The sequence below is a fragment of the Nocardioides sp. P5_E3 genome, from assembly GCF_054049275.1.
On sequence record NZ_JBFUMR010000012.1, the window covers coordinates 34,151 to 52,901 of the forward strand.

The 18,751-nt window shown below is 71.0% G+C and carries 20 protein-coding genes; 14 read left to right on the top strand and 6 right to left on the bottom strand.

Features of this window, described 5'->3' with window-relative positions:
- Positions 1–1,320: a DUF445 domain-containing protein gene (locus tag ACXJKB_RS09510; protein WP_457187697.1), complete on the bottom strand. Its 1,320-nt coding sequence runs from the start codon at positions 1,318–1,320 to the stop codon at positions 1–3.
- Between the two features lie 37 nt (positions 1,321–1,357).
- Here ACXJKB_RS09510 and ACXJKB_RS09515 point away from each other — a divergent pair, with 37 nt between their 5' ends.
- Both ACXJKB_RS09515 and ACXJKB_RS09520 read left to right on the top strand, forming a co-directional pair.
- Positions 1,358–1,753 (top strand): adenylyltransferase/cytidyltransferase family protein, encoded by a 396-nt coding sequence (locus tag ACXJKB_RS09515; protein WP_191195075.1) that lies wholly within the window; start codon positions 1,358–1,360, stop codon positions 1,751–1,753.
- 62 nt (positions 1,754–1,815) lie between these two features.
- A complete protein-coding gene (locus tag ACXJKB_RS09520; RefSeq protein WP_457187699.1) occupies positions 1,816–3,399 on the top strand; it encodes an MXAN_6640 family putative metalloprotease in 1,584 nt (527 codons plus the stop codon).
- Between the two features lie 36 nt (positions 3,400–3,435).
- On the opposite strand, the gene ACXJKB_RS09525 is transcribed toward ACXJKB_RS09520, so the two are convergent.
- Positions 3,436–4,062, bottom strand: a complete 627-nt coding sequence (locus ACXJKB_RS09525) for a TetR/AcrR family transcriptional regulator (RefSeq protein WP_457187701.1) — start codon at positions 4,060–4,062, stop codon at positions 3,436–3,438.
- Positions 4,063–4,090: 28 nt separating this feature from the next.
- Here ACXJKB_RS09525 and ACXJKB_RS09530 point away from each other — a divergent pair, with 28 nt between their 5' ends.
- The 9 genes from ACXJKB_RS09530 (at position 4,091) to ACXJKB_RS09570 (ending at position 11,735) form a co-directional block, all read left to right on the top strand.
- Positions 4,091–5,344, top strand: a complete 1,254-nt coding sequence (locus tag ACXJKB_RS09530; RefSeq protein WP_457187703.1) for an acyl-CoA dehydrogenase family protein — start codon at positions 4,091–4,093, stop codon at positions 5,342–5,344.
- Positions 5,341–6,099 (top strand): SDR family NAD(P)-dependent oxidoreductase, encoded by a 759-nt coding sequence (locus ACXJKB_RS09535; protein ID WP_457187705.1) that lies wholly within the window; start codon positions 5,341–5,343, stop codon positions 6,097–6,099. The genes ACXJKB_RS09530 and ACXJKB_RS09535 overlap by 4 nt, the downstream gene beginning before the upstream one ends.
- Positions 6,096–7,181 (top strand): phosphotransferase family protein, encoded by a 1,086-nt coding sequence (locus ACXJKB_RS09540; protein ID WP_457187707.1) that lies wholly within the window; start codon positions 6,096–6,098, stop codon positions 7,179–7,181. Before ACXJKB_RS09535 ends, ACXJKB_RS09540 begins: the two co-directional genes overlap by 4 nt.
- Positions 7,178–7,846: a histidine phosphatase family protein gene (locus ACXJKB_RS09545; RefSeq protein ID WP_457187709.1), complete on the top strand. Its 669-nt coding sequence runs from the start codon at positions 7,178–7,180 to the stop codon at positions 7,844–7,846. The genes ACXJKB_RS09540 and ACXJKB_RS09545 overlap by 4 nt, the downstream gene beginning before the upstream one ends.
- Before the next feature lie 7 nt (positions 7,847–7,853).
- On the top strand, positions 7,854–8,597 hold the full coding sequence (locus tag ACXJKB_RS09550; protein WP_457187711.1) for an SDR family oxidoreductase: 744 nt from the start codon (positions 7,854–7,856) through the stop codon (positions 8,595–8,597).
- 53 nt (positions 8,598–8,650) lie between these two features.
- Positions 8,651–9,910 carry a sulfatase family protein gene (locus tag ACXJKB_RS09555; protein ID WP_457187713.1) on the top strand — a complete coding sequence of 420 codons (1,260 nt, stop codon included), beginning with the start codon at positions 8,651–8,653 and terminating at the stop codon, positions 9,908–9,910.
- A 68-nt stretch (positions 9,911–9,978) separates the two neighbouring features.
- Positions 9,979–10,266 carry an SHOCT domain-containing protein gene (locus tag ACXJKB_RS09560; protein ID WP_457187715.1) on the top strand — a complete coding sequence of 96 codons (288 nt, stop codon included), beginning with the start codon at positions 9,979–9,981 and terminating at the stop codon, positions 10,264–10,266.
- Positions 10,263–10,685, top strand: coding sequence for a hypothetical protein (locus ACXJKB_RS09565; protein ID WP_457187717.1), 423 nt, complete (start codon positions 10,263–10,265; stop codon positions 10,683–10,685). The genes ACXJKB_RS09560 and ACXJKB_RS09565 overlap by 4 nt, the downstream gene beginning before the upstream one ends.
- A gap of 12 nt (positions 10,686–10,697) precedes the next feature.
- Positions 10,698–11,735, top strand: coding sequence for a zinc-binding dehydrogenase (locus ACXJKB_RS09570; protein WP_457187719.1), 1,038 nt, complete (start codon positions 10,698–10,700; stop codon positions 11,733–11,735).
- A 48-nt stretch (positions 11,736–11,783) separates the two neighbouring features.
- Here ACXJKB_RS09570 and ACXJKB_RS09575 read toward each other — a convergent pair whose 3' ends face one another.
- On the bottom strand, positions 11,784–12,746 hold the full coding sequence (locus ACXJKB_RS09575; RefSeq protein WP_457187721.1) for a hypothetical protein: 963 nt from the start codon (positions 12,744–12,746) through the stop codon (positions 11,784–11,786).
- Positions 12,743–13,330: a SigE family RNA polymerase sigma factor gene (locus tag ACXJKB_RS09580; protein WP_457187723.1), complete on the bottom strand. Its 588-nt coding sequence runs from the start codon at positions 13,328–13,330 to the stop codon at positions 12,743–12,745. Before ACXJKB_RS09580 ends, ACXJKB_RS09575 begins: the two co-directional genes overlap by 4 nt.
- A gap of 276 nt (positions 13,331–13,606) precedes the next feature.
- Here ACXJKB_RS09580 and ACXJKB_RS09585 point away from each other — a divergent pair, with 276 nt between their 5' ends.
- Positions 13,607–13,948, top strand: coding sequence for a hypothetical protein (locus ACXJKB_RS09585; RefSeq protein WP_457187725.1), 342 nt, complete (start codon positions 13,607–13,609; stop codon positions 13,946–13,948).
- Between the two features lie 162 nt (positions 13,949–14,110).
- Complete coding sequence (locus ACXJKB_RS09590) at positions 14,111–14,611, top strand: DUF6326 family protein (RefSeq protein ID WP_457187727.1); 501 nt, start codon at positions 14,111–14,113, stop codon at positions 14,609–14,611.
- Between the two features lie 318 nt (positions 14,612–14,929).
- On the opposite strand, the gene ACXJKB_RS09595 is transcribed toward ACXJKB_RS09590, so the two are convergent.
- Complete coding sequence (locus tag ACXJKB_RS09595) at positions 14,930–17,296, bottom strand: sulfatase-like hydrolase/transferase (RefSeq protein ID WP_457187729.1); 2,367 nt, start codon at positions 17,294–17,296, stop codon at positions 14,930–14,932.
- A 120-nt stretch (positions 17,297–17,416) separates the two neighbouring features.
- Here ACXJKB_RS09595 and ACXJKB_RS09600 point away from each other — a divergent pair, with 120 nt between their 5' ends.
- Positions 17,417–18,361, top strand: coding sequence for a DUF1214 domain-containing protein (locus ACXJKB_RS09600; RefSeq protein ID WP_457187731.1), 945 nt, complete (start codon positions 17,417–17,419; stop codon positions 18,359–18,361).
- A 34-nt stretch (positions 18,362–18,395) separates the two neighbouring features.
- On the opposite strand, the gene ACXJKB_RS09605 is transcribed toward ACXJKB_RS09600, so the two are convergent.
- Positions 18,396–18,737 carry a methyltransferase family protein gene (locus ACXJKB_RS09605; protein WP_457187733.1) on the bottom strand — a complete coding sequence of 114 codons (342 nt, stop codon included), beginning with the start codon at positions 18,735–18,737 and terminating at the stop codon, positions 18,396–18,398.
- Between the last annotated feature and the right edge of the window lie 14 nt (positions 18,738–18,751).

Sequence of the window (18,751 nt, forward strand, 5' to 3'; positions counted from 1 at the left end):
TCAGCCCACCAGGACGCTGACCGCGTGGATCAGCACGCCGACCAGGCCACCGACGATCGTGCCGTTGATCCGGATGAACTGCAGGTCGCGACCGACGTGCAGCTCGATGCGACGTGCCGCCTCCTTGCCGTCCCAGCGCTCGATCGTCGAGGTGATGACCGTGGTCACCTCGGCGCCGTAGCGCTCGACTGCGAAGACGGTGAGGTCGGCGGCCATCCGGTCGAGGCGCTCGCGCAGCGCGGCGTCGTCGCGCAGCTGCTCCGCGAACGCGCTCAGCTCGGCCAGGAGCCGCTGGCGCACGGCCCCCTCGGGATCGCGGATCGAGCCGAGGAGCGCCGAGCGCATCGCCTTCCACAGCGAGATCGCGGTGGTCACGACCTGGGGGTGCTCCAGCAGGCGCTCCTTGAGCGCCTCGGTGCGGCGGACCGTCTCCTCGTCGTTGAGCAGGTCGTGGGCCAGCTGCCCCAGCATCGAGTCCAACGCCTCGCGGGCGCGGTGGTGCGGGTCGTCGCGGATGTCCTCGAGCCACGCGAGGGCCTGCACGTGCAGCCGTGAGGTGACGGCGTCGTTGAGCTTGGGCGGCGCCCACCACGGCGCCCGCTCCTCCAGCACCCGGGTGAACGTCTCGGGGTTGTCGACCAGCCAGCTGTGCAGCTCGTCGACCGCGAGGTCGACCAGGCCGTGGTGGAGGTCGTCGCGCAGCACTTCCATCAGCGTCGTCCCCAGGAGCGGCGAGATCGGCTCCTCGCGGAACCGCGGCACGAGGGCGTGCGTGACGAGGTCGGCGACGTGGTCGTCGCGGACCTTGCCGAGCGCGATCACCGCCACCTCGGCCACCTCGTCGACCACGCGCCGGGCGTGGGCCGGCTCCGCCAGCCAGGTCCCGACCCGGGCGGAGATCGTCGCGGCGGCCACCCGCTCGCGGATGATGTCCTCCTGGAGGAAGTTCTCGCCCACGAACTCCTCGAGCCCCTTGCCCAGCTCGTCCTTGCGCTTGGGCACGAGCGCGGTGTGCGGGATCGGCAGGCCGAGCGGGTGCTTGAACAGCGCCGTCACCGCGAACCAGTCGGCGATCGCACCGACCATCGACGCCTCGGCGCCCGCGTTGACGAACCCCCAGAACCCGTCGCGGCCCAGCGTGGCGGCGTACACGCAGGCAGCGAGCAGCAGCAGGCCCACGGCCACCGTCCGCATCTGACGCAGCCCGCGGCGACGGGCCTCGTCCATCCCTGGATCGGGCGTGATCAGGGAGATCGGAGGCGGGCTCGACGGGGAGCCCGACGACGAGCGAGCGGAGGAGGTGGCGGAGGTGGCGGCCATGCCAGCCATCCTCCCCGACCGTGCCAGAATGCCGCGCATGCCTCGCACCGTCATCACCTTCGGCACGTTCGACGTCTTCCACGTCGGGCACCTGCGCGTCCTCGAGCGCGCCGCCGCACTGGGCGACCGGCTGGTCGTGGGTGTGTCCGCGGACGCTCTCAACGAGCGCAAGAAGGGCCGCGCGCCCATCTTCAGCGAGCGCGAGCGTCTGGCGATCGTCGGCGCGCTCAAGGTCGTCGACGCCGTCTTCGTCGAGGAGAGCCTGGAGCAGAAGCGCGACTACGTCGTCGAGCACGGCGCGGACGTCCTCGTGATGGGTGACGACTGGGCCGGCAAGTTCGACGAGCTCGGGGACGTCTGCGAGGTCGTCTACCTCGCCCGCACCCCGGCGATCTCCACCACCGCGATCATCGAGCACATCGCGGATCTGTGACCCGCCCCCGGCAGGGTCGCCGGGTTAGGGTCGTCCCGGACATGACCGACACGAGGGGAACCATGCGCAGAATCGTCACCACCGCTGTGGCCATCGCACTGGTGGGTGGGGCGCTCGGCGCCCCGGCCGTCGCTGCCGACGCCGACCGCCCGGGCACGCCCGGGTCCTTCGGGGTCCTCGACCCCTCCGACCTGCTCGAGCTCACGCCCGAGCCGGCCCTGCCGGTCCTCGAGTCGCAGATCGAGCCGACGGCCTCCGAGGCCCTCGCGACCGCGCGCCGTGTCCTCGCGGGCGACGCCCGCCCGAGCGACCCGTCCGCGACGCTCGTGCTGCGGGACCTCTGGATGAAGCGGTCCAGGCTGACCGGGGCCGAGCGCCGCACGGCGGACGCCATGCTGGCCCGCCCGACCGACGGCGTGACCGACCCGCAGGGCTTCGGCTACACCACCGCCGAGGCTCCGCCGCTGTGCAACACCCGCCTGTGCGTCCACTACGTGCCGACCGGGGCCGACGCCCCGCCGTCGCCCGACTGGCCCGCCCAGAACCTCGCGGTGATGGACTCCGTGTGGACCACCATCGTCGACCAGATGGGCTACCGCGCGCCGGTGCGCGACGGGTCGCAGGGCGGCAGCCCGCTCTTCGACGTCTACCTCAAGGACCTCGGCGGCGACCTCTACGGCTTCTGCGCCGGTGAGGACAAGGCCAAGAAGCGCACCGCGTCGGGCTACTGCGTGCTCGACAACGACTTCGCCGCCGCCCAGTTCCCCAACGGCACGCCCCTCGACAACCTGGTCGTGACCGCCGGGCACGAGTTCTTCCACGCCGTCCAGTACGCCTACGACTACGCCGAGGACCCGTGGATGATGGAGTCCACGGCGACCTGGATGGAGGAGCGGATCGCGACCGCGGTCAACGACAACCGCCAGTATCTCCCCGTCAGCCAGATCTACGCGCCCAATATCCCGCTCGACGCCTTCAGCCGCACCAACGGCTTCCAGTACGGCAACTGGGTGTTCTGGGAGTACCTCACCGCGCGCTACGGCAACGGGCTGGTGCTCAAGACCTGGAAGCAGGCCGGCAGCCTCAAGAAGGACGGCGGCAAGAACAGCCTCCCGGCGCTGCAGAAGGTGCTCAAGCGCAAGGGCGGCTTCACCAAGAACTACGCCCAGTTCGCCGCCGGCAACCTGACCCCGGCCGCCAACTTCCCCGAGGGCGCCGAGTACCCCGGCCCCAAGGTCCGCGGCGCCAAGCTGCTGAGCAAGCGCAAGCGCGCCAAGCGCTTCGGCACCAAGGTCAACCACCTGGCCTCCGCGTCCTACGTCTACGGCCCCGGCAAGGGCCTGGACGGCAAGAAGTGGAAGCTGAGCCTGCGGATCTCCGGTCCCGCCAAGCGCACCTCGCCGGCCGCGGTGGTGGTCATTCACCAGCTCGACGGCAAGCGCAAGGTCAAGAGGGTCAAGCTCAACGGTGGTGGCGACGGGAGCATCAAGGTGCCCTTCGACAACCGCAAGGTCGGCGCCGTCACGGTGACGCTGGTCAACGCCTCGACCCGCTACCAGTGCGGCCGCGGCACCCTGCTGGCCTGCAAGGGCAAGCCTCTCGACGACAAGCTGCGGTTCGCCGTCAAGGGGCGCGTCACCAAGTGACGGGCCACCTCGACCAGGAGCTGCTCGGGAGCTTGATCACGAGCTGATCCGCAGCAGGGCGTGGAGCGCGGCGACGCACTCCTCGACCAGCTGCGACAACGGGACCGGGCGTTCGCCGGTCGGCACTGCCGACCAGGTGAGCGCCCGGTCCTCTGTGTAGGCCCACCACGCGCGTACGACGTCGCGGCGGGCCTCCGGCACGTCGAGCGCGGTCATGACGCGCTCGGTGCTGCCGTCGCGGACCGAGTCCATGACCTCGCTGACGCGCGGGTCGGCGACGCCGTGGCCGTGGACGAGCGCGAGGTAGAACCCGCGCCGCCGCTCGATCTGCTCGATCATCAGCCGGGTCACGGTCTCCACCTGCTCCTCCCCCGTCGCGCCCTCGTCGGGCGCGGTGGTGCGCAGCATCCGGCGCCCGGCGGCCGCGATGCAGGCCAGGTAGAAGTCGGTCTTCGTGGGGAAGTAGTGGAACAGCAGGCCGCGCGAGATGCCCGCCTCAGTGGCGATGTCGTCCATCGACAGGTCCTGGATCGGCGTCTCGACGATCTTGGCGAGCCCGATGGCCACGAGCTGTCGCCGTCGCTCGTCCGCGCTCAGCCGGCGGCGTACGACCGGGGCTCCTGCGGACACGGTCTGCTCGGCGTCGGACATGCTGTTGAGCATTGCTCAACAGTGTGCGAAGGTCAACGACATGGACTTCTCCCTCTCCCCGCGCGCCGCCGACCTCCGCGACCGCGTGCGTGCGTTGGTCGCCGACGAGATCGAGCCGATCGAGGCCGAGGCGCACCGGCGCATCACCCGGCTGCGGGAGTCGGGCGGCGACAGCTGGACCCCCGACCCGGTCATCGGCGAGCTGCAGGCCAAGGCGCGCGCCCAGGGCCTGTGGAACCTCTTCCTCCCGGCCGCTCACGCCGGTCCCTACGCCGCGGACTTCGGCACCGACGGCGGCGAGGGCCTCACCAACGTCGACTACGCACCGGTCGCCGAGGCGATGGGGCGCTCGTTCCTCGCTCCCCTCGTCTTCAACTCCAACGCGCCCGACACGGGCAACATGGAGGTGCTGCTCAAGTACGGCACCGACGAGCAGCGCGAGCAGTGGCTCGAGCCGCTGCTGCGCGGGGAGATCCGCAGCGCCTTCTGCATGACCGAGCCCGCGGTCGCGTCCTCCGACGCGACCAACATGGCCGCCACCGCGGAGGTCGACGGCGACGAGATCGTCATCAACGGCCGCAAGTGGTGGTCCACCGGCGTCGGCAACCCCGACTGCAAGGTGCTCGTCTTCATGGGTCTCTCCGACCCCGAGGCCGACCGGCACTCGCGCCACACGATGGTCCTGGTGCCGCGCGACGCGGCGGGGGTGAAGGTCGAGCGGATGCTCACCACGATGGGCTACTACGACGAGCCGCTGGGCCACGGCGAGGTCTCCTTCGACAACGTGCGCGTGCCCGCGTCCAGCGTCCTGCTCGGCCCGGGTCGCGCCTTCGAGATCGCCCAGGGGCGGCTCGGCCCCGGCCGGGTCCACCACTGCATGCGCGCCATCGGCCTCGCCGAGCGCGCCCTCGAGCTGGCGTGTGCCCGCGCGGTGTCGCGCACCGCGTTCGGCAAGCCGATCGCCAGCCTCGGCGGCAACCGCGAGCGGATCGCCGACGCCCGCATCGCGATCAACCGCTCGCGCCTGCTGGTCATGCACGCCGCGTGGCTGCTCGACCAGGGCATGAGCCGCGAGGCCTACTCAGCGGTCAGCGAGATCAAGGTGGAGGTGCCCAACATGGCCCTCGACGTCATCGACATGGCGATCCAGCTGCACGGCGGTGGCGGACTGTCGGACGACTTCCCGCTCGCCAACGCGTGGGTGGGCGCCCGGTCGCTGCGGCTCGCCGACGGACCCGACGAGGTGCACCGCAACGTGATCGCGAAGATCGAGCTCGGGAAGTACACCGCATGAGCAGAGTGCTGGTCACGGGTGCCGCCTCCGGGCTGGGCGCCGCCCTCGTCTCCGCCTTCCGCGCCCGGGGTGACGACGTGCTCGCCACGGACCGCGTCGGCGCTGACGGCATCGACCTGGTCCTCGACATCACCTCCGACGACGACTGGGCCGCGGCCCTCGAGGCAGTGCGCGAGCGCTGGGGCGGGCTCGACGTCGTGGTCAACAACGCCGGCGTCGCCGGTGGCGGCCGGGTCGACCGCTGCACGCTCGAGGAGTGGCAGTGGATCACCGACATCAACCTCTTCGGGCTGGTGCGCGGCACGCGGACCTTCGTGCCGATGCTCAAGGAGCAGGGCTCCGGCCACCTGGTCAACGTCGCCTCGCTCGCCGGCCTCGTGCACCCGGGCGGGATGGGCTCCTACAACGCGGTGAAGGCCGCGGTCGTGGCGTTCACCGAGACCTGCGGCCACGAGCTGGCGTCGTACGGCATCCGGGCGAGCGTGGTGTGCCCGTCCTACTTCCGCACCAACCTGATGGACTCGATGCAGGGCAGCGACGAGCTCGTCGGCCAGGTGATCGGCGGGCTGGTCGAGCGCTCCCGGATCACCGCCGACGACATCGCCGCCGCCGTGCTGGCCGGGATCGACGCCGGTGACGACGTGATCGTGCCCGACGAGGCGGCGCGACAGGCGTACTTCCTCAAGTGGGCCGACCGACCCGCGTACGACGCCGTGATGCGCGACCAGGCCCGCAAGCTCGAGGAAACCGCATGACCGCCGTCCCCGGCGCGCGCGAGGTGCGCGAGGAGGACGCGTTCGACGTGGCGCGGGTCGCGGCGTGGCTCCGCGCCCATGCCGGCACACCCGACGGGCTCGACGGCGAACCGGAGGTCCGGCAGTTCACCGGCGGCGCCTCGAACCTCACCTACCTGCTGCGCTACCCCTCCGGCCGCGACCTCATCGTGCGGCGGGCGCCGGCCGGCACGAAGGCGCGGGGTGCGCACGACATGCACCGGGAGTACGTCATCCAGTCGGCGCTCGCACCGGTCTTCGACCACGTCGCGTCGATGGTCGCCTTCTGCGACGACGCCGACGTCATCGGCGGCGACTTCTACGCCATGGACCGCATCCCCGGCGTGATCCCCCGCAGCGAGTGGCCCGCCGACGTGCCGTTGTCCGCCGAGCAGGCGCACGAGCTGTGCCTGCACGCGGTCGACGTGCTGGCCGAGCTGCACGGCATCGACCCGGCGGCCGCCGGGCTCGCCGACCTCGGCAAGGGGCACGGCTACGTCCGGCGCCAGGTCGACGGGTGGTCGACCCGCTACCGCAACGCCCGCACCGACGACGTGCCCGACCTCGAGTCGGTGATGGCGTGGCTCGACGCGCACCAGCCCGACGACGTGGCCACCTGCGTGATCCACAACGACTTCAAGCTCGACAACCTCGTGGTCGCCGAGGACGACGTGACCCGGGTCGTCGGGGTGCTCGACTGGGAGATGGCCACCCTCGGCGACCCGCTGATGGACCTCGCCGGCTCGATGGCCTACTGGGTGCAGGCCGACGACACCGAGGAGTTCCAGATGATGCGGCGGGTGCCGACGCACCTGCCCGGCATGCTGACCCGCGACGAGTTCGTGGCGGCGTACGCCGAGCGCACCGGTCGTTCGGTCACGCCCCAGCAATGGCGGTTCTACGAGGTCTTCGGGCTGTTCCGGATGGCCGTCATCGCCCAGCAGATCTACTACCGGTACTTCCACGGGCAGACGACCAACGAGATGTACGCCCTCTTCGGGCCGGCCGTGCAGATCATCGGCCGCCGCCTCGACGGGCTCATCGAAGCGCCCGGGGCGCCGTGAGCCGGATCCTCCTGGTGCGGCACGGACAGGCCTCGTTCGGCGCCGCCGACTACGACGACCTCTCCCCCACCGGCCACGAGCAGTCGCGGGTGCTCGGCGCCGCGCTCGCTGCCCGCGGGGTCGTGCCCGACCTGCTGGTCGCCGGCGAGATGCGACGGCACGGCCAGACGGCGGCCGGGGTCCTCGACGGTGCCGGATGGACGGCGGACGTCGAGGTCGACGCCGGCTGGAACGAGTTCGACCACCTGCAGGTGCTCGCCGTCCACGACCAGCCCACGACCGCGGAGGGCGAGTCGGAGAAGGCCGCCTTCCAGCGGTGGTTCGAGGAGGCGACGCAGCGCTGGACGTCGGGCGAGCACGACGAGTCGTACGACGAGTCCTTCGCCGCCTTCACGACACGCGTCGGCGCCGCGCTCGCGCGGCTGGCAGACGCGCTTCCCCGCAGCGGCACGGCCGTGGTGCTCACCAGCGGTGGGCCCGTGGCCTGGGCCGCCGCGTCGCTCCTCGCCGACACCGACCGTGCCCGCACCGACCTGTGGCTCCGGCTCAACCCGGTGTCGATCAACACGGGCACCTCGACGATCGTGCGGGGTTCCCGCGGCACCACCCTGGTCACCTTCAACGCGGCCGACCACCTCTCCCCCGACCTGATCACCTACCGCTAGGACTCCCATGTCGACGACCCTCATCACCGGTGCCAGCAGCGGGCTCGGGGCCGAGATGGCCCGCCAGCTCGCCGCGCGGGGCCACGACCTCGCCCTCTGCGCGCGTCGTACGGACCGCCTCGCCGAGCTCGCCACCGAGATCACCACCGCCCACCCCGACCGCCGCGTCGTCGTCAAGGCGCTCGACGTCACCGACCACGACGCCGTCTTCCGGGTGTTCGACGAGTTCCGTGACGAGCTCGGCGGCCTCGACCGCGTCGTCGTCAACGCCGGCCTCGGCAAGGGCCAGCCGCTCGGCACGGGGCGCTTCGACGCCAACAGGCAGACGGCCGAGACCAACTTCATCGGCGCGCTCGCCCAGATCGAGGCGGCCGCCGCGATCTTCCGCGCCCAGGGCTCGGGGCACCTCGTGATGGTCTCGTCGTTCTCGGCGCTCCGCGGGATGCCGGGGAACATCACGACGTACGCCGCGACCAAGGCCGCGGTGGCCCACCTCGCCGAGGGGTTCCGCGCCGACGTGCACGGCACGCCGATCAAGGTGACCGTGCTCTATCCCGGCTACATCGTCTCGGAGATGTCCGGGACGTCGGCGAGGACGCCCCTCATGACGTCGACCGAGAAGGGCGTGCGCGCCATGGTCGAGGCCATCGAGAAGGAGAAGAAGTCGGCCGTCCTCCCCGCCTGGCCCTGGGTGCCCCTCGGGTTCGTGGTCAAGCGGGTGCCGGTCGCGCTGCTGCGCCGGATGGCATAGCCGCCACTCGTCGCGGCGCAGCCCGGTCACCGGCCGTGCGTAGGGTGCAGAGCATGGCCGACAACGTGTTGTGGATCATCACGGACGACCAGATGCGCTCGACGCTGAGGTCGATGGACCGGACGTGGCGCCGGCTCGTCCGCAAGGGCGTGCACTTCCCCCGGGGCTACAGCGCGATGCCGCTGTGCGGCCCGGCGCGCGCCTCGATCCTCACCAGTCGTTACCCCCACAACCACGGGTGCAGCAGCAACATGACCCACGCGCCGTTCGTGGCACAGGGGCACGACCAGGACACCGTGGCGACACGGCTCCACGCGGCCGGCTACGACACCGGCTACTTCGGCAAGTACATGAACGGGCTCGCCCAGCAGCCGTCGTACGTCGCCCCGGGCTGGGACCGCTGGGTCGCGCTGCTCGACGGCATGATCGACGACCCGCGGGTCAACGTCGACGGAGCCATCCGGCAGGTCCCCTCGCAGCGCGCGTTCGACCGTTTCGCTGCGAAGCGGCTGCGCCGCTTCATCCGCCGCCACGAGGACTCCGGGCCGTGGTTCGCGGTGTTCGCGCCGACAGCGCCGCACGGCCCCTACACACCGAGCCCGGAGCACGCCGACGACTTCGACGGGGTGGCCTGGAACCCACCGGCGTCCAACGAGGCCGACATGAGCGACAAGCCGACGTGGTTGCAGGACCTTCCTCCGCAGGACCGTGAACGGATGCGAAAGATCTACGAGGGAAAGCTCGAGGAGCTGCAGGACGTCGACGACCAGATCGCGAGCGTGCTGGACGTCCTGAGGCGCAGCGGCCAGCTCAGGCGGACCTGGATCTTCTTCGTCTCCGACAACGGTTACCTGCTCGGCGAGCACCGGCTGCTCCACAAGTCGCAGCCCTACGAGGAGGCGGCGGGCATCCCGTTCGCCGTCCGCGGCCCCGGCGCGGAGCCGCGCACCGTGGACGCACTGGTCTCACAGGTCGACCTGATGCCCACCGCGCTCGACGTGGCGGGCCTCGACCCCGACGCCGGACGCGACCTCGACGGCCGCTCGATGCTCGGGCCGCTCAGGTCCGGCGACTGGTCTGGCTGGCGACGACGGCTGCTGGTCGAGAACACGAACCTGGACTGGTCGATGCTCCGGGAGGGCTCGACCGCCTACATCGAGCACCACGACTCGGCGGAGTGGGAGCTCTACGACCTCGATCGCGACCCCCACCAGCTCACCAGCCTGCGTGACGCCGACGTCGCCGAGCTGGCGCGGACGACGGGGCAGCTCTTCGGCTCGCAGGGCCGAGACCTGAGGGCGCTCGAGCAGTAGTCGGCTGCAGGGGCGGCAGATCGGCGAGGGTCTGGAGGAGGGGCCGTCCCGTGCGGCATGATCGACCTGTGGTCGTACTGGTACCGCGACAGATCCGGATGACCGGGATGACCGGCAGCGTGCCCTACTACGGGGGCCGCCTCACCCCGGCGCAGGCGTACGCCGCGGCGCACCCGCCACGTCCGCAGGCCACGCCTCCAGCCGTGCAGCCGCCGGCCCGGCCGGCCCGGCCCTCCAGGGCCTCCCGGCCATCCCAGCCCTCCCAGGACCCGGTCGAGGCCCTGCAGCACCTGCTCGACGCCGGCGTCCTGACGCAGGAGGAGTTCGACGAGCTGCGGGAGCGGGTCGAGCGGTGACCGGGCCGGTCCAGGTCCTGGTGATCGGGTTCGAGGCGCCGTCGTTCTCGGGTGAGGTGCTGGCCGAGCTCGCCGGGCTCCGCGAGCGCGGTGTCGTGCGGCTCGTCGACGTCCTGCTGGTCGAGCGTGGCGACGACGGGACCTTCGAGGTCCTGGACCCGCCCCCCGGCAGCGATCCGGACCTGGGCCGGATCGCAGCAGAGGTCCTCGGCGGAGGTGGGGAGTCCGACGGCGACGTCTCGCTCGACGAGACCTGGTCGCTGGCAGACGCGGTCCCACCGGGCGGTGTCGCCGCCGTCGCGCTCCTCGAGCATCTGTGGGCCGAGCCTCTGGTCGCGGCGATCGGGCGAGCCGGCGGCCGTCCGCTCGGTGAGCTGTGGCTTCCGGCAGGTGAGGTGCCCGACTCGACGGTCGGCTGACAGGATGCCCGGATGCGCGCCATGGTCATCCACGAGGTCCGGGGCCGACCCGAGGTCCACGAGGTCGCCGATCCGGCGTGCCCGGTCGGCGGTGTGGTGGTCCGCGTGCTGGCCACCGGGCTGTGCCGGAGCGACTGGCACGCGTGGGCGGGCCACGACGACATCGCGTTCCCGCACGTGCCGGGTCACGAGCTGGCCGGCGTGGTCGTGGAGGTCGCTGCGGGTGTCGACCGGTGGGCGGTCGGCGACCGCGTGACCGTCCCGTTCGTCTGCGGGTGCGGTCGCTGCGAGTGGTGCCTGTCCGGGAACGCGCAGGTGTGCCCCGACCAGCAGCAGCCGGGCTTCACCCACTGGGGATCCTTCGCCGAGCTCGTCGCCCTGCACGCCGCCGACACCAACCTGATCGGCCTTCCCGAGTCGATCGACTTCGCCACCGCCGCCGGCCTCGGCTGCCGGTTCGCCACGGCGTACCGCGCCCTCGTCGGACGCGCACGCGTCAGCGAAGGCGAGTGGGTGACCGTCGTCGGCGCCGGCGGCGTGGGACTCAGCACGGTGATGATCGCGCGCGCCCTCGGATGTCGGGTGGTCGCGGTGGACCGCAACCCCGAGGCGCTCGCCCTGGCCGCCGACCTCGGCGTGGACCACGTGCTGCTCGCCGACGGCTCGGACGTCCCGGCCGCCGTCGCCGACCTCACGGGAGGCGGCAGCCACGTCGCGGTGGACGCCGTGGGCAGCGAGCAGACCTGCGCCGACGCGATCCTCAGCCTCCGCCGCCGCGGACGCCACGTGCAGGTGGGACTGCTCCCGCCGGTCGATGGTCACCCGCGGGTGCCGATGGATCGGGTGATCGGCTGGGAGCTCGACCTGCTGGGCAGCCACGGGATGGCCGCGGTGGACTACCCGGACATGCTCGCCCTGGTCGAGCAAGGCCTGCTCCGGCCCGACCAGCTGGTCCAGCGCACCATCGGGCTCGAGGAGGCCGCCACGCTCCTGCCCTCCTTCGACAGGTCGACCGCGGCCGGCATCACGCTCATCGACCCCGCTCGCTGAGCAGCAGGTCGACCTGATGCCGGGAGACGCGACTCACCGGTCTGGCTCCTAGCGAACCTCGCAGTCGACGCCACCCGCGCAGTCGCGCAGGGAGTGGTCATCGACCACTGAGCCGCGGGAGTCGTAGGTGACCACGCGGGCCAGGGCCCCGGGCACGCTCGCCCACAGGATGCTCGACCCCGGTGCCATCGTGTGGTCGACCGTCCCCTCGACGATCGTGCCGGCCGTGTTGACGAACTCGACCCGGGTGACCGAGTCGTCGGGCAGACCGGCCACGGCCAGGGACGGCGCGTCCTCGGACCCGGCGTCGCCGGCGAAGACCTCCAGACCCGTCCCCGGATCGAGGAAGTCGTCGGTGCCGAACCCCCACTCGTAGTGCCGCTGGCCGTCCTCGTTGCGGATCACCGCCGGCACGCAAGCTGCGCCCTGGAAGGACACGCAGGCGAGCTCGAGCGTGCCGTTGACGACTGCGATCCCCATGTCCGTGGAGCCGACCGGTTGTCCGTCCTCGTCACCGGCGGCCGTCTCGATCGCGAGGACTCCGTCGTACAGCCAGCCGGGGAAGGCCGCGCGGTCGTACATCGTCACCCCGGTGTAGCTGGGGACACCGGTGGGGAACGCGTCGCCCTGCACCTCGAACTCGTCGCCCGGGATCTCCATCCCGTCGACGGCTCCGAGCGGTTCGGGGACGGCGACCTGCCAGGGCGAGATCCGCTCCGCCCCCGGCACGTCGCGGAGCACCCGCTCCTGCAGCTTGCTGAGGCCGGTGGGACGAGTGGCGACGTCGCGCGCCACAGTGTCGCGTCCGCTGCCGCCGCCATCGAGTCCTGGCACGAGCAGGGTTGCGGCCCCGCCCACCGCGATCGTCGCCGCCACCACGACGAGCGCCGCGCGCGTGCGCCGGCGTCGGGCTCCGCGACTCTTCGCCTCAGCCAGACGCCGAGGATCCAGGCGCTCCGCAGCATCGCCCTTCAGGTCTTCGGCGAAGCGCTCCAGCGTGGTCTGCTTCATCGGTACATCTCCTCTTCGACGGGCGCATCCCCGAACACGCGCAGCTTCGCGAGGGCGCGCGCCAAGGTGCTCTTCACAGTGCCGGGAGCGATGCCGAGCTCGCGCGCGACGTTCGCCTCCGAAAGGTCGTAGTAGTGGCGAAGCACGACCACGCGGCGTTCCCGCTCCGTCAGCTGCGCCAGCAGCCGGACGATCTGGTCACGGTCGTCAGGCCCGGGGTCGGCCGCTCCGGGGTCGGCGTGAGCCAGGGCCCCGCCCCCGACCTCGAAGAACCGGCGGCGTCGGATGCGGTCCACGTTGAGGTTGACCAGGACCCGTCGGCAGTACGCCAGGGCATCGCTGCTCCGGACCGTGCGCCACTTGGCGTACGTGCGCTCCAGCGCCGTCTGGGCGAGGTCCTCGGCGAGGTGGTGGTCGCCGGTGAGCAGGTACGCCGAACGGTGGAGCTTCGGCCAGGCTGCGTGCGCGAAGTCGTCGAACTCCAGGTCTCGCCCGGCCATCAGCGCCCCTTCCGTACCTGTGATCAGTGTTGCCCGTACATACGCACCCTGGACCAGATCGGTTCTGCCGCGGACGAACAGCATCCCCGGAAGGTGACATGGTGATGGCTCGACGGGCCCTGGGACGAGGGAGACGAGATGGGCTTCCTGATCACACAAGCGTGGGGACTGGACCAGGTTCGACCGACCGCTGCGGAGGTCGACTCACCGATGCCCGGGGACGTGCTGATCCCGCGTCCCGACGCAGTCATGGACCGAGCGTTCACTCTCCGCGCGCCGCCTGAGGACGTGTGGCCGTGGTTGGTGCAGCTCGGCAAAGGTCGGGCCGGCTGGTACATGACGCACCGCGTCGAGCGATTCGTGCCCAGAGCACGGCGCGCGTCGCGGCACGTCGATCAGCGCTGGCAGCACCTCGTCGTGGGGTCGGTGATCCCCGACTACGGCGGCCGGGACGAGACCTTCACCGTGGCTGAGATCGACCCGCCACACGCGCTCGTCCACACCTCACGTCGGGGCCGGATGGAGGTCACGTGGGCGATCACGGTCGCGCCCCTGGACCCACGGTCGTCGCGGGTCCGCCTGCGACTGCGGATGGGACCCGTCCGGAGGAAGTGGCTGGTCGCCGTGGCTGGCGAGGCGATCGATCTCGTCACGATCTCGTGGCTGGCCGGAGGTCTCCGCGAGCGGGTGGAACCTGGGTGATCCCGGCTCCCGCCAGGGAACGGCGCACCTCGGCGTACCGGCCGAAAGACCGAGAGACCGCGCCGATCGGCCGGGCGAGCTCCGGCCTCCGAGCCGAGGCGCCCGCCGCCGGGCACCGCAATCGTGGACCTACCGATCCTCACCACAACGACGGAGCCCACGATGACAACACGTCAACCCACCACCACCGCCACACTGGACGACCAGCCGATCCCGGTGCGAGCCAAGCTCGCCGCAGCGTGGACGAGCTTCATGTTCCTGTACGCCTACGTGGACATCCTCGGCTTCTACACCCCCGGCGTCGTCGACGACATCCTCGACGGCAAGGTCTACGAGTTCGACCTCTCCCAGACATTCTCGACCACGGTCCTGACCGTCCTGGCCATCCCGATGTTCATGATCGTGCTGTCGACCACGCTGCCGGCCAGGGCGAACCGCATCACGAACCTCGTCGTCGCCGCGCTCTTCGTCCCCTTCACGGTCTTCAACGTGGCAGGCGGGTTCTACCTCTACTTCTACGGACTCGGCGTCGCACTCGAGCTGGTCGTCCTCGCGCTCATCGTGCGGTTCGCCTGGACCTGGCCCCGCACCGCACCGTCGGCGACCGTCGCGAGCATGGCGACCAGCCCGGACCGTGAACCCCTTCGCGCGCACCAGCGATAGGAGCGCGAGGGGGAACGAGGTGATCCACGGGCGCTCGCGTCGCAGCAGGTCCGGACGTCGCGCTCAGCCGGGAGAGTCCTCGACCGTGATCGACGGCGGCAGCCCATCTCGCAGTCGACGAAGCAACCGAGCCTTCTCGGACGAGTCGCCCGCCCACGTCATGCACTCGTCGGGCAACGTCATGGTGTGCGGCTGCTGAGACGACCAGAACCCATGACGTTCCGGCCCGACGTCATGGGGCCGGTCGCGGCCGTTGTCGCCCAGCTCTGAGCTGTTGCTGACCTCGGACCCGGCCCGTCGAGAGGGTCAGGACGTCGCCTACTGACGCGACAGCGCCACGCGCAGGCGTTCCGAGGGATCGATGAAGTGGTCGTGGTCGTCGTCGCCGAGGTCGATCTGGACCCAGCTGATCCGACCCGTGAAGCGACTGGTGGCCGGCGTGTAGTCAGGTGTGACGCAGGTGCCGGTCTCGTGGCCGATGTCGGTGGTCTCGTCGGCGGAGAAGATGATCGCCTGGGTGGCCTCGACCCGGCCGGTGCCGACGGCGGTGCCGTCGCAGTAGAGCGTGACGTCGCCGCCCTTGGCGAGTCCTCCCCCGTCGTACGCGAACTCCACGCGCAGCTGATGCCTGCCCGACGGGACCGGGGGGTCCGCCGTGGTCGCGAACTCGTGGATCCCGAGGACGTTGTAGACGAACTTCAACCGGCCGTCCTTGACGTAGAACGCCCAGCCGCCGAAGCGTCCCCCCTGAGCGATCAGCACGCCCTCGGCGCCGCGGTCGCCGACCTCGACGTCCGCGGTGACCGAGAACGACTTGTTCTTGATGCTGACGACGCTGTTCTCCGACAGCCGGCCCATCCCGGGGAAGAACAGCTGCGAGCTGCCCCGGATCAGGGTCGGGCGCCCCGCCGTCTCGGAGTCGAGGCGTTCGGCACCGCGGTCGTCGAGAGGCAGTACGTCGTACTTCGCGGCCTCGATCAGCCACAGCCGCTGGAGCTTCGCCAGCATCTCGGGGTCGTCTGCAGCGAGGTCACGGGCCTGGCTGAAGTCGTGGTTGCCGTCGTAGAGCTCCCAGACGTCGTCGTCGAAGGCCGGCATCTCGCCACCGACCATGATCCACGGGGTCTTGTGCTTCGTGACCGCGCTCCAGCCCCGGTGGTAGATGCCACGGTTGCCGAACATCTCGAAGTACTGCAGGTCGTGACGCTCCGGGGTCTCGGGCTCGTTGAAGCTGTAGAGCATGCTGGTGCCCTCGATCGGCGCCTGCAGCACACCGTTGACCATCGTCGGCTCGGGCAGCCCGGCCGCCTCCAGGATGGTGGGGGCGACGTCGATGACGTGGGCGAACTGCGAGCGCAGACCACCTCGCTCCTCGATGCCGCGGGGCCAGTGCACGATGGTCCCGTTGCGGGTGCCACCCCAGTGCGACGCGACCTGCTTGGTCCACTGGAGGGGCGTGTTCATCGCCCACGCCCACCCGACCGAGTAGTGGTTGTAGGACTCCGGCAGGCCGAGCGCGTCGATCTTCGAGAGCAGGAACTCCGGCGTCTCGAGCGCGGCCATCCCGTTGAAGTTGGCCATCTCGTTGAAGGCACCGTTCATCGTTCCTTCGGCAGAAGCACCGTTGTCGCCGATGATGTAGTAGACGATCGTGTCGTCGAGGACCTCGAGGTCCTCCAGGGCGTCGATCAACCGTCCGACCTGGTGGTCGGTGTGCTCGAGGAACCCGGCGTACACCTCCATCTGCCGAGCCAGCACCGGCTTGAGCTCGTCGGGCATGTCGTCCCACGCCGTGATCTCGTCGTGGCGGGCGGTGAGCTCGGTGTCGGCCGGGACCACGCCGAGCTCCTGCTGCCGCGCGAAGGTGCGCTCACGTTGGACGTCCCACCCGTCGTCGAACTGCCCGGCGTACTTGTCCGCCCACTCCTTCGGCACGTGGTGCGGCGCGTGGGTGGCACCGGGCGCGTAGTAGACGAAGAACGGCTTGTCGGGCATCAGCGCCTTCTGCTGCCGCATCCAGCTCACCGCATGGTCGGTGAGGTCCTCGGTCAGGTGGTAGCCCTCCTCGGCAGTCGCCGGCGGCTCGACGGGAGTCGTCCCGTCGTACAGAGCCGGGTCGTACTGGTTGTTCTCGCCACCGATGAAGCCGTAGAAGGTCTCGAAGCCACCGCCGCCCGACGGCCAGGCGTCGAACGGTCCCATCGGCGAGGTCTGCCAGACCGGCACCTCGTGGCACTTGCCGAACTGGGCGGTTGAGTAGCCGTTGAGCTTCAGCGTCAGTGCCAGGGGCGCCTTGGTGTTCGGGCGCAACGAGCTCTGGCCGGGAGCCGACGTCGCGGTTTCGGTGATGCTCCCCATCCCGACCGAGTGGTGGTTGCGCCCGGTCAGCAGGGCCTGCCGCGTCGGCGCGCACAGGGCGGTCGTGTGGAACCGGTTGTACGTCAGCCCGCCCGAGGCCAGGCGCTCAGCCGTCGGCGTCCGGCACGGCCCACCGAACGCGCTCGAAGCACCGAAGCCGACGTCGTCGAGCAGGATGACCAGCACGTTCGGAGCCCCGGCCGGCGGGTGCAGCGGCTCGATCGGCGGGTACGACGTGTCGGGGTCCTTCGCGTCGTACGTCGTCAGCCCCGCCGCCGGACGATCCGGGATCGGCAACATCGAGCGTGCGTGGCTGTCCGGGGTCATGGCTTCCTTCCACAGGGCGCGCCCAGTCCGACGCCCTCGGAACCTAGGTCGGTGCGCCGTGGTGCGGCCTCCCCCGGCACGGGTGAGCAGGTGACGCAGCGGGTCGTCGAGGATCGCGACGTGACTGCGATCCACGTGAACGTCGACAACTTCGCCCGGGCCGAGACGCACCGCATGATGGCCGACCTCCAGCGTGACGCCGGCGGCATCAACCGGTTCGCGCACAACCGCGCACCCGCGTCGGTCGACAAGCAGACCGTCATCCGGATGAACCGCGACACGCTCTACAGCTTCGCGGTGGTCGACGTCGCCGCTGGAGCGACGCTCACGGTCCCGGACGCCGGGGCTCGGTACCTGTCGGTGATGGCGGTCAACGAGGACCACCACATCAACCAGGTCCTCCACGACGCCGGCACCTACGAGCTCACGGCCGAGGACCTCGGCAGCGCCCACGTGGTGCTCGCCGCCCGCACGTTGGTCGACCCGCAGGACCCGGACGACCTGGCAGCGGTGGCCTCCCTGCAGGACCAGCTCCTCCTCGACGTCGCAGCCGGCCGGACCTTCGTTCCGCCGGACTACGACACCGCGAGCCTGGACCGCACCCGCCGGGCCCTCCTGGCCCTGGCCGCCGACATGACGAGCTTCGAGTCGAGCTTCGGGAGGCGACCGGACGTCGACCCGGTGCACCACCTGATCGGGTCTGCCGCCGGCTGGGGTGGACTCCCCGACGCGGAGGCCACCTACGTCGGGGTCTCGCCCGGCCTGCCGGTCGACGAGTACGAGCTCACCGTCGGTGCCGACGTGCCGGTCGACGGGTTCTGGTCGATCTCGGTCTACAACGCCGAGGGCTACTTCGAGCCCAACGAGCGCGACGCCTACAGCGTCAACAGCATCACCGCCGCTCGCAACGACGACGGCAGCGTCACGGTCCGCTTCGGGGGCGACGGCGACCCCGCACGCAACTCGCTGCCGATCACCGACGGCTGGAACTACCTGGTCCGCCTGTACCGCCCGCGACCGGAGATCCTCACCGGAGCGTGGAGCTTCCCCGCACTCGCCACGTGACGACGAGGTGCCGCGTTCACAGCACGGGCCCGATTCACAGCCAGCGGCGCACCCGGCGGGCGTAGGCGTCGTACTCCTCGCCGAAGCGCTCGCGGAGGAACCGCTCCTCCGGGCGCACGGCGCCCCACCACACGAGCAGCCACGAGACCGGCAGCGCCACGACGGCCCAGAAGCTCGGCACGAGCAGGGCGATGGCGAGGTGCAGCGCCAGCAGGCCTACGTACAACGGGTTCCGGGAGAGCCGGTAGGGCCCCTCCTCGATGAGCGACATCGTCGCCCCGCCGGGCAGCAGCCCCGTCTCGTGGCGGGCGAAGAGCCACAGCGACCAGCCGTTCCAGACGGCGAAGGCCGTCAGCAGCGCCCAGCCCAGCGGCACCCGCCAGCTGCCGA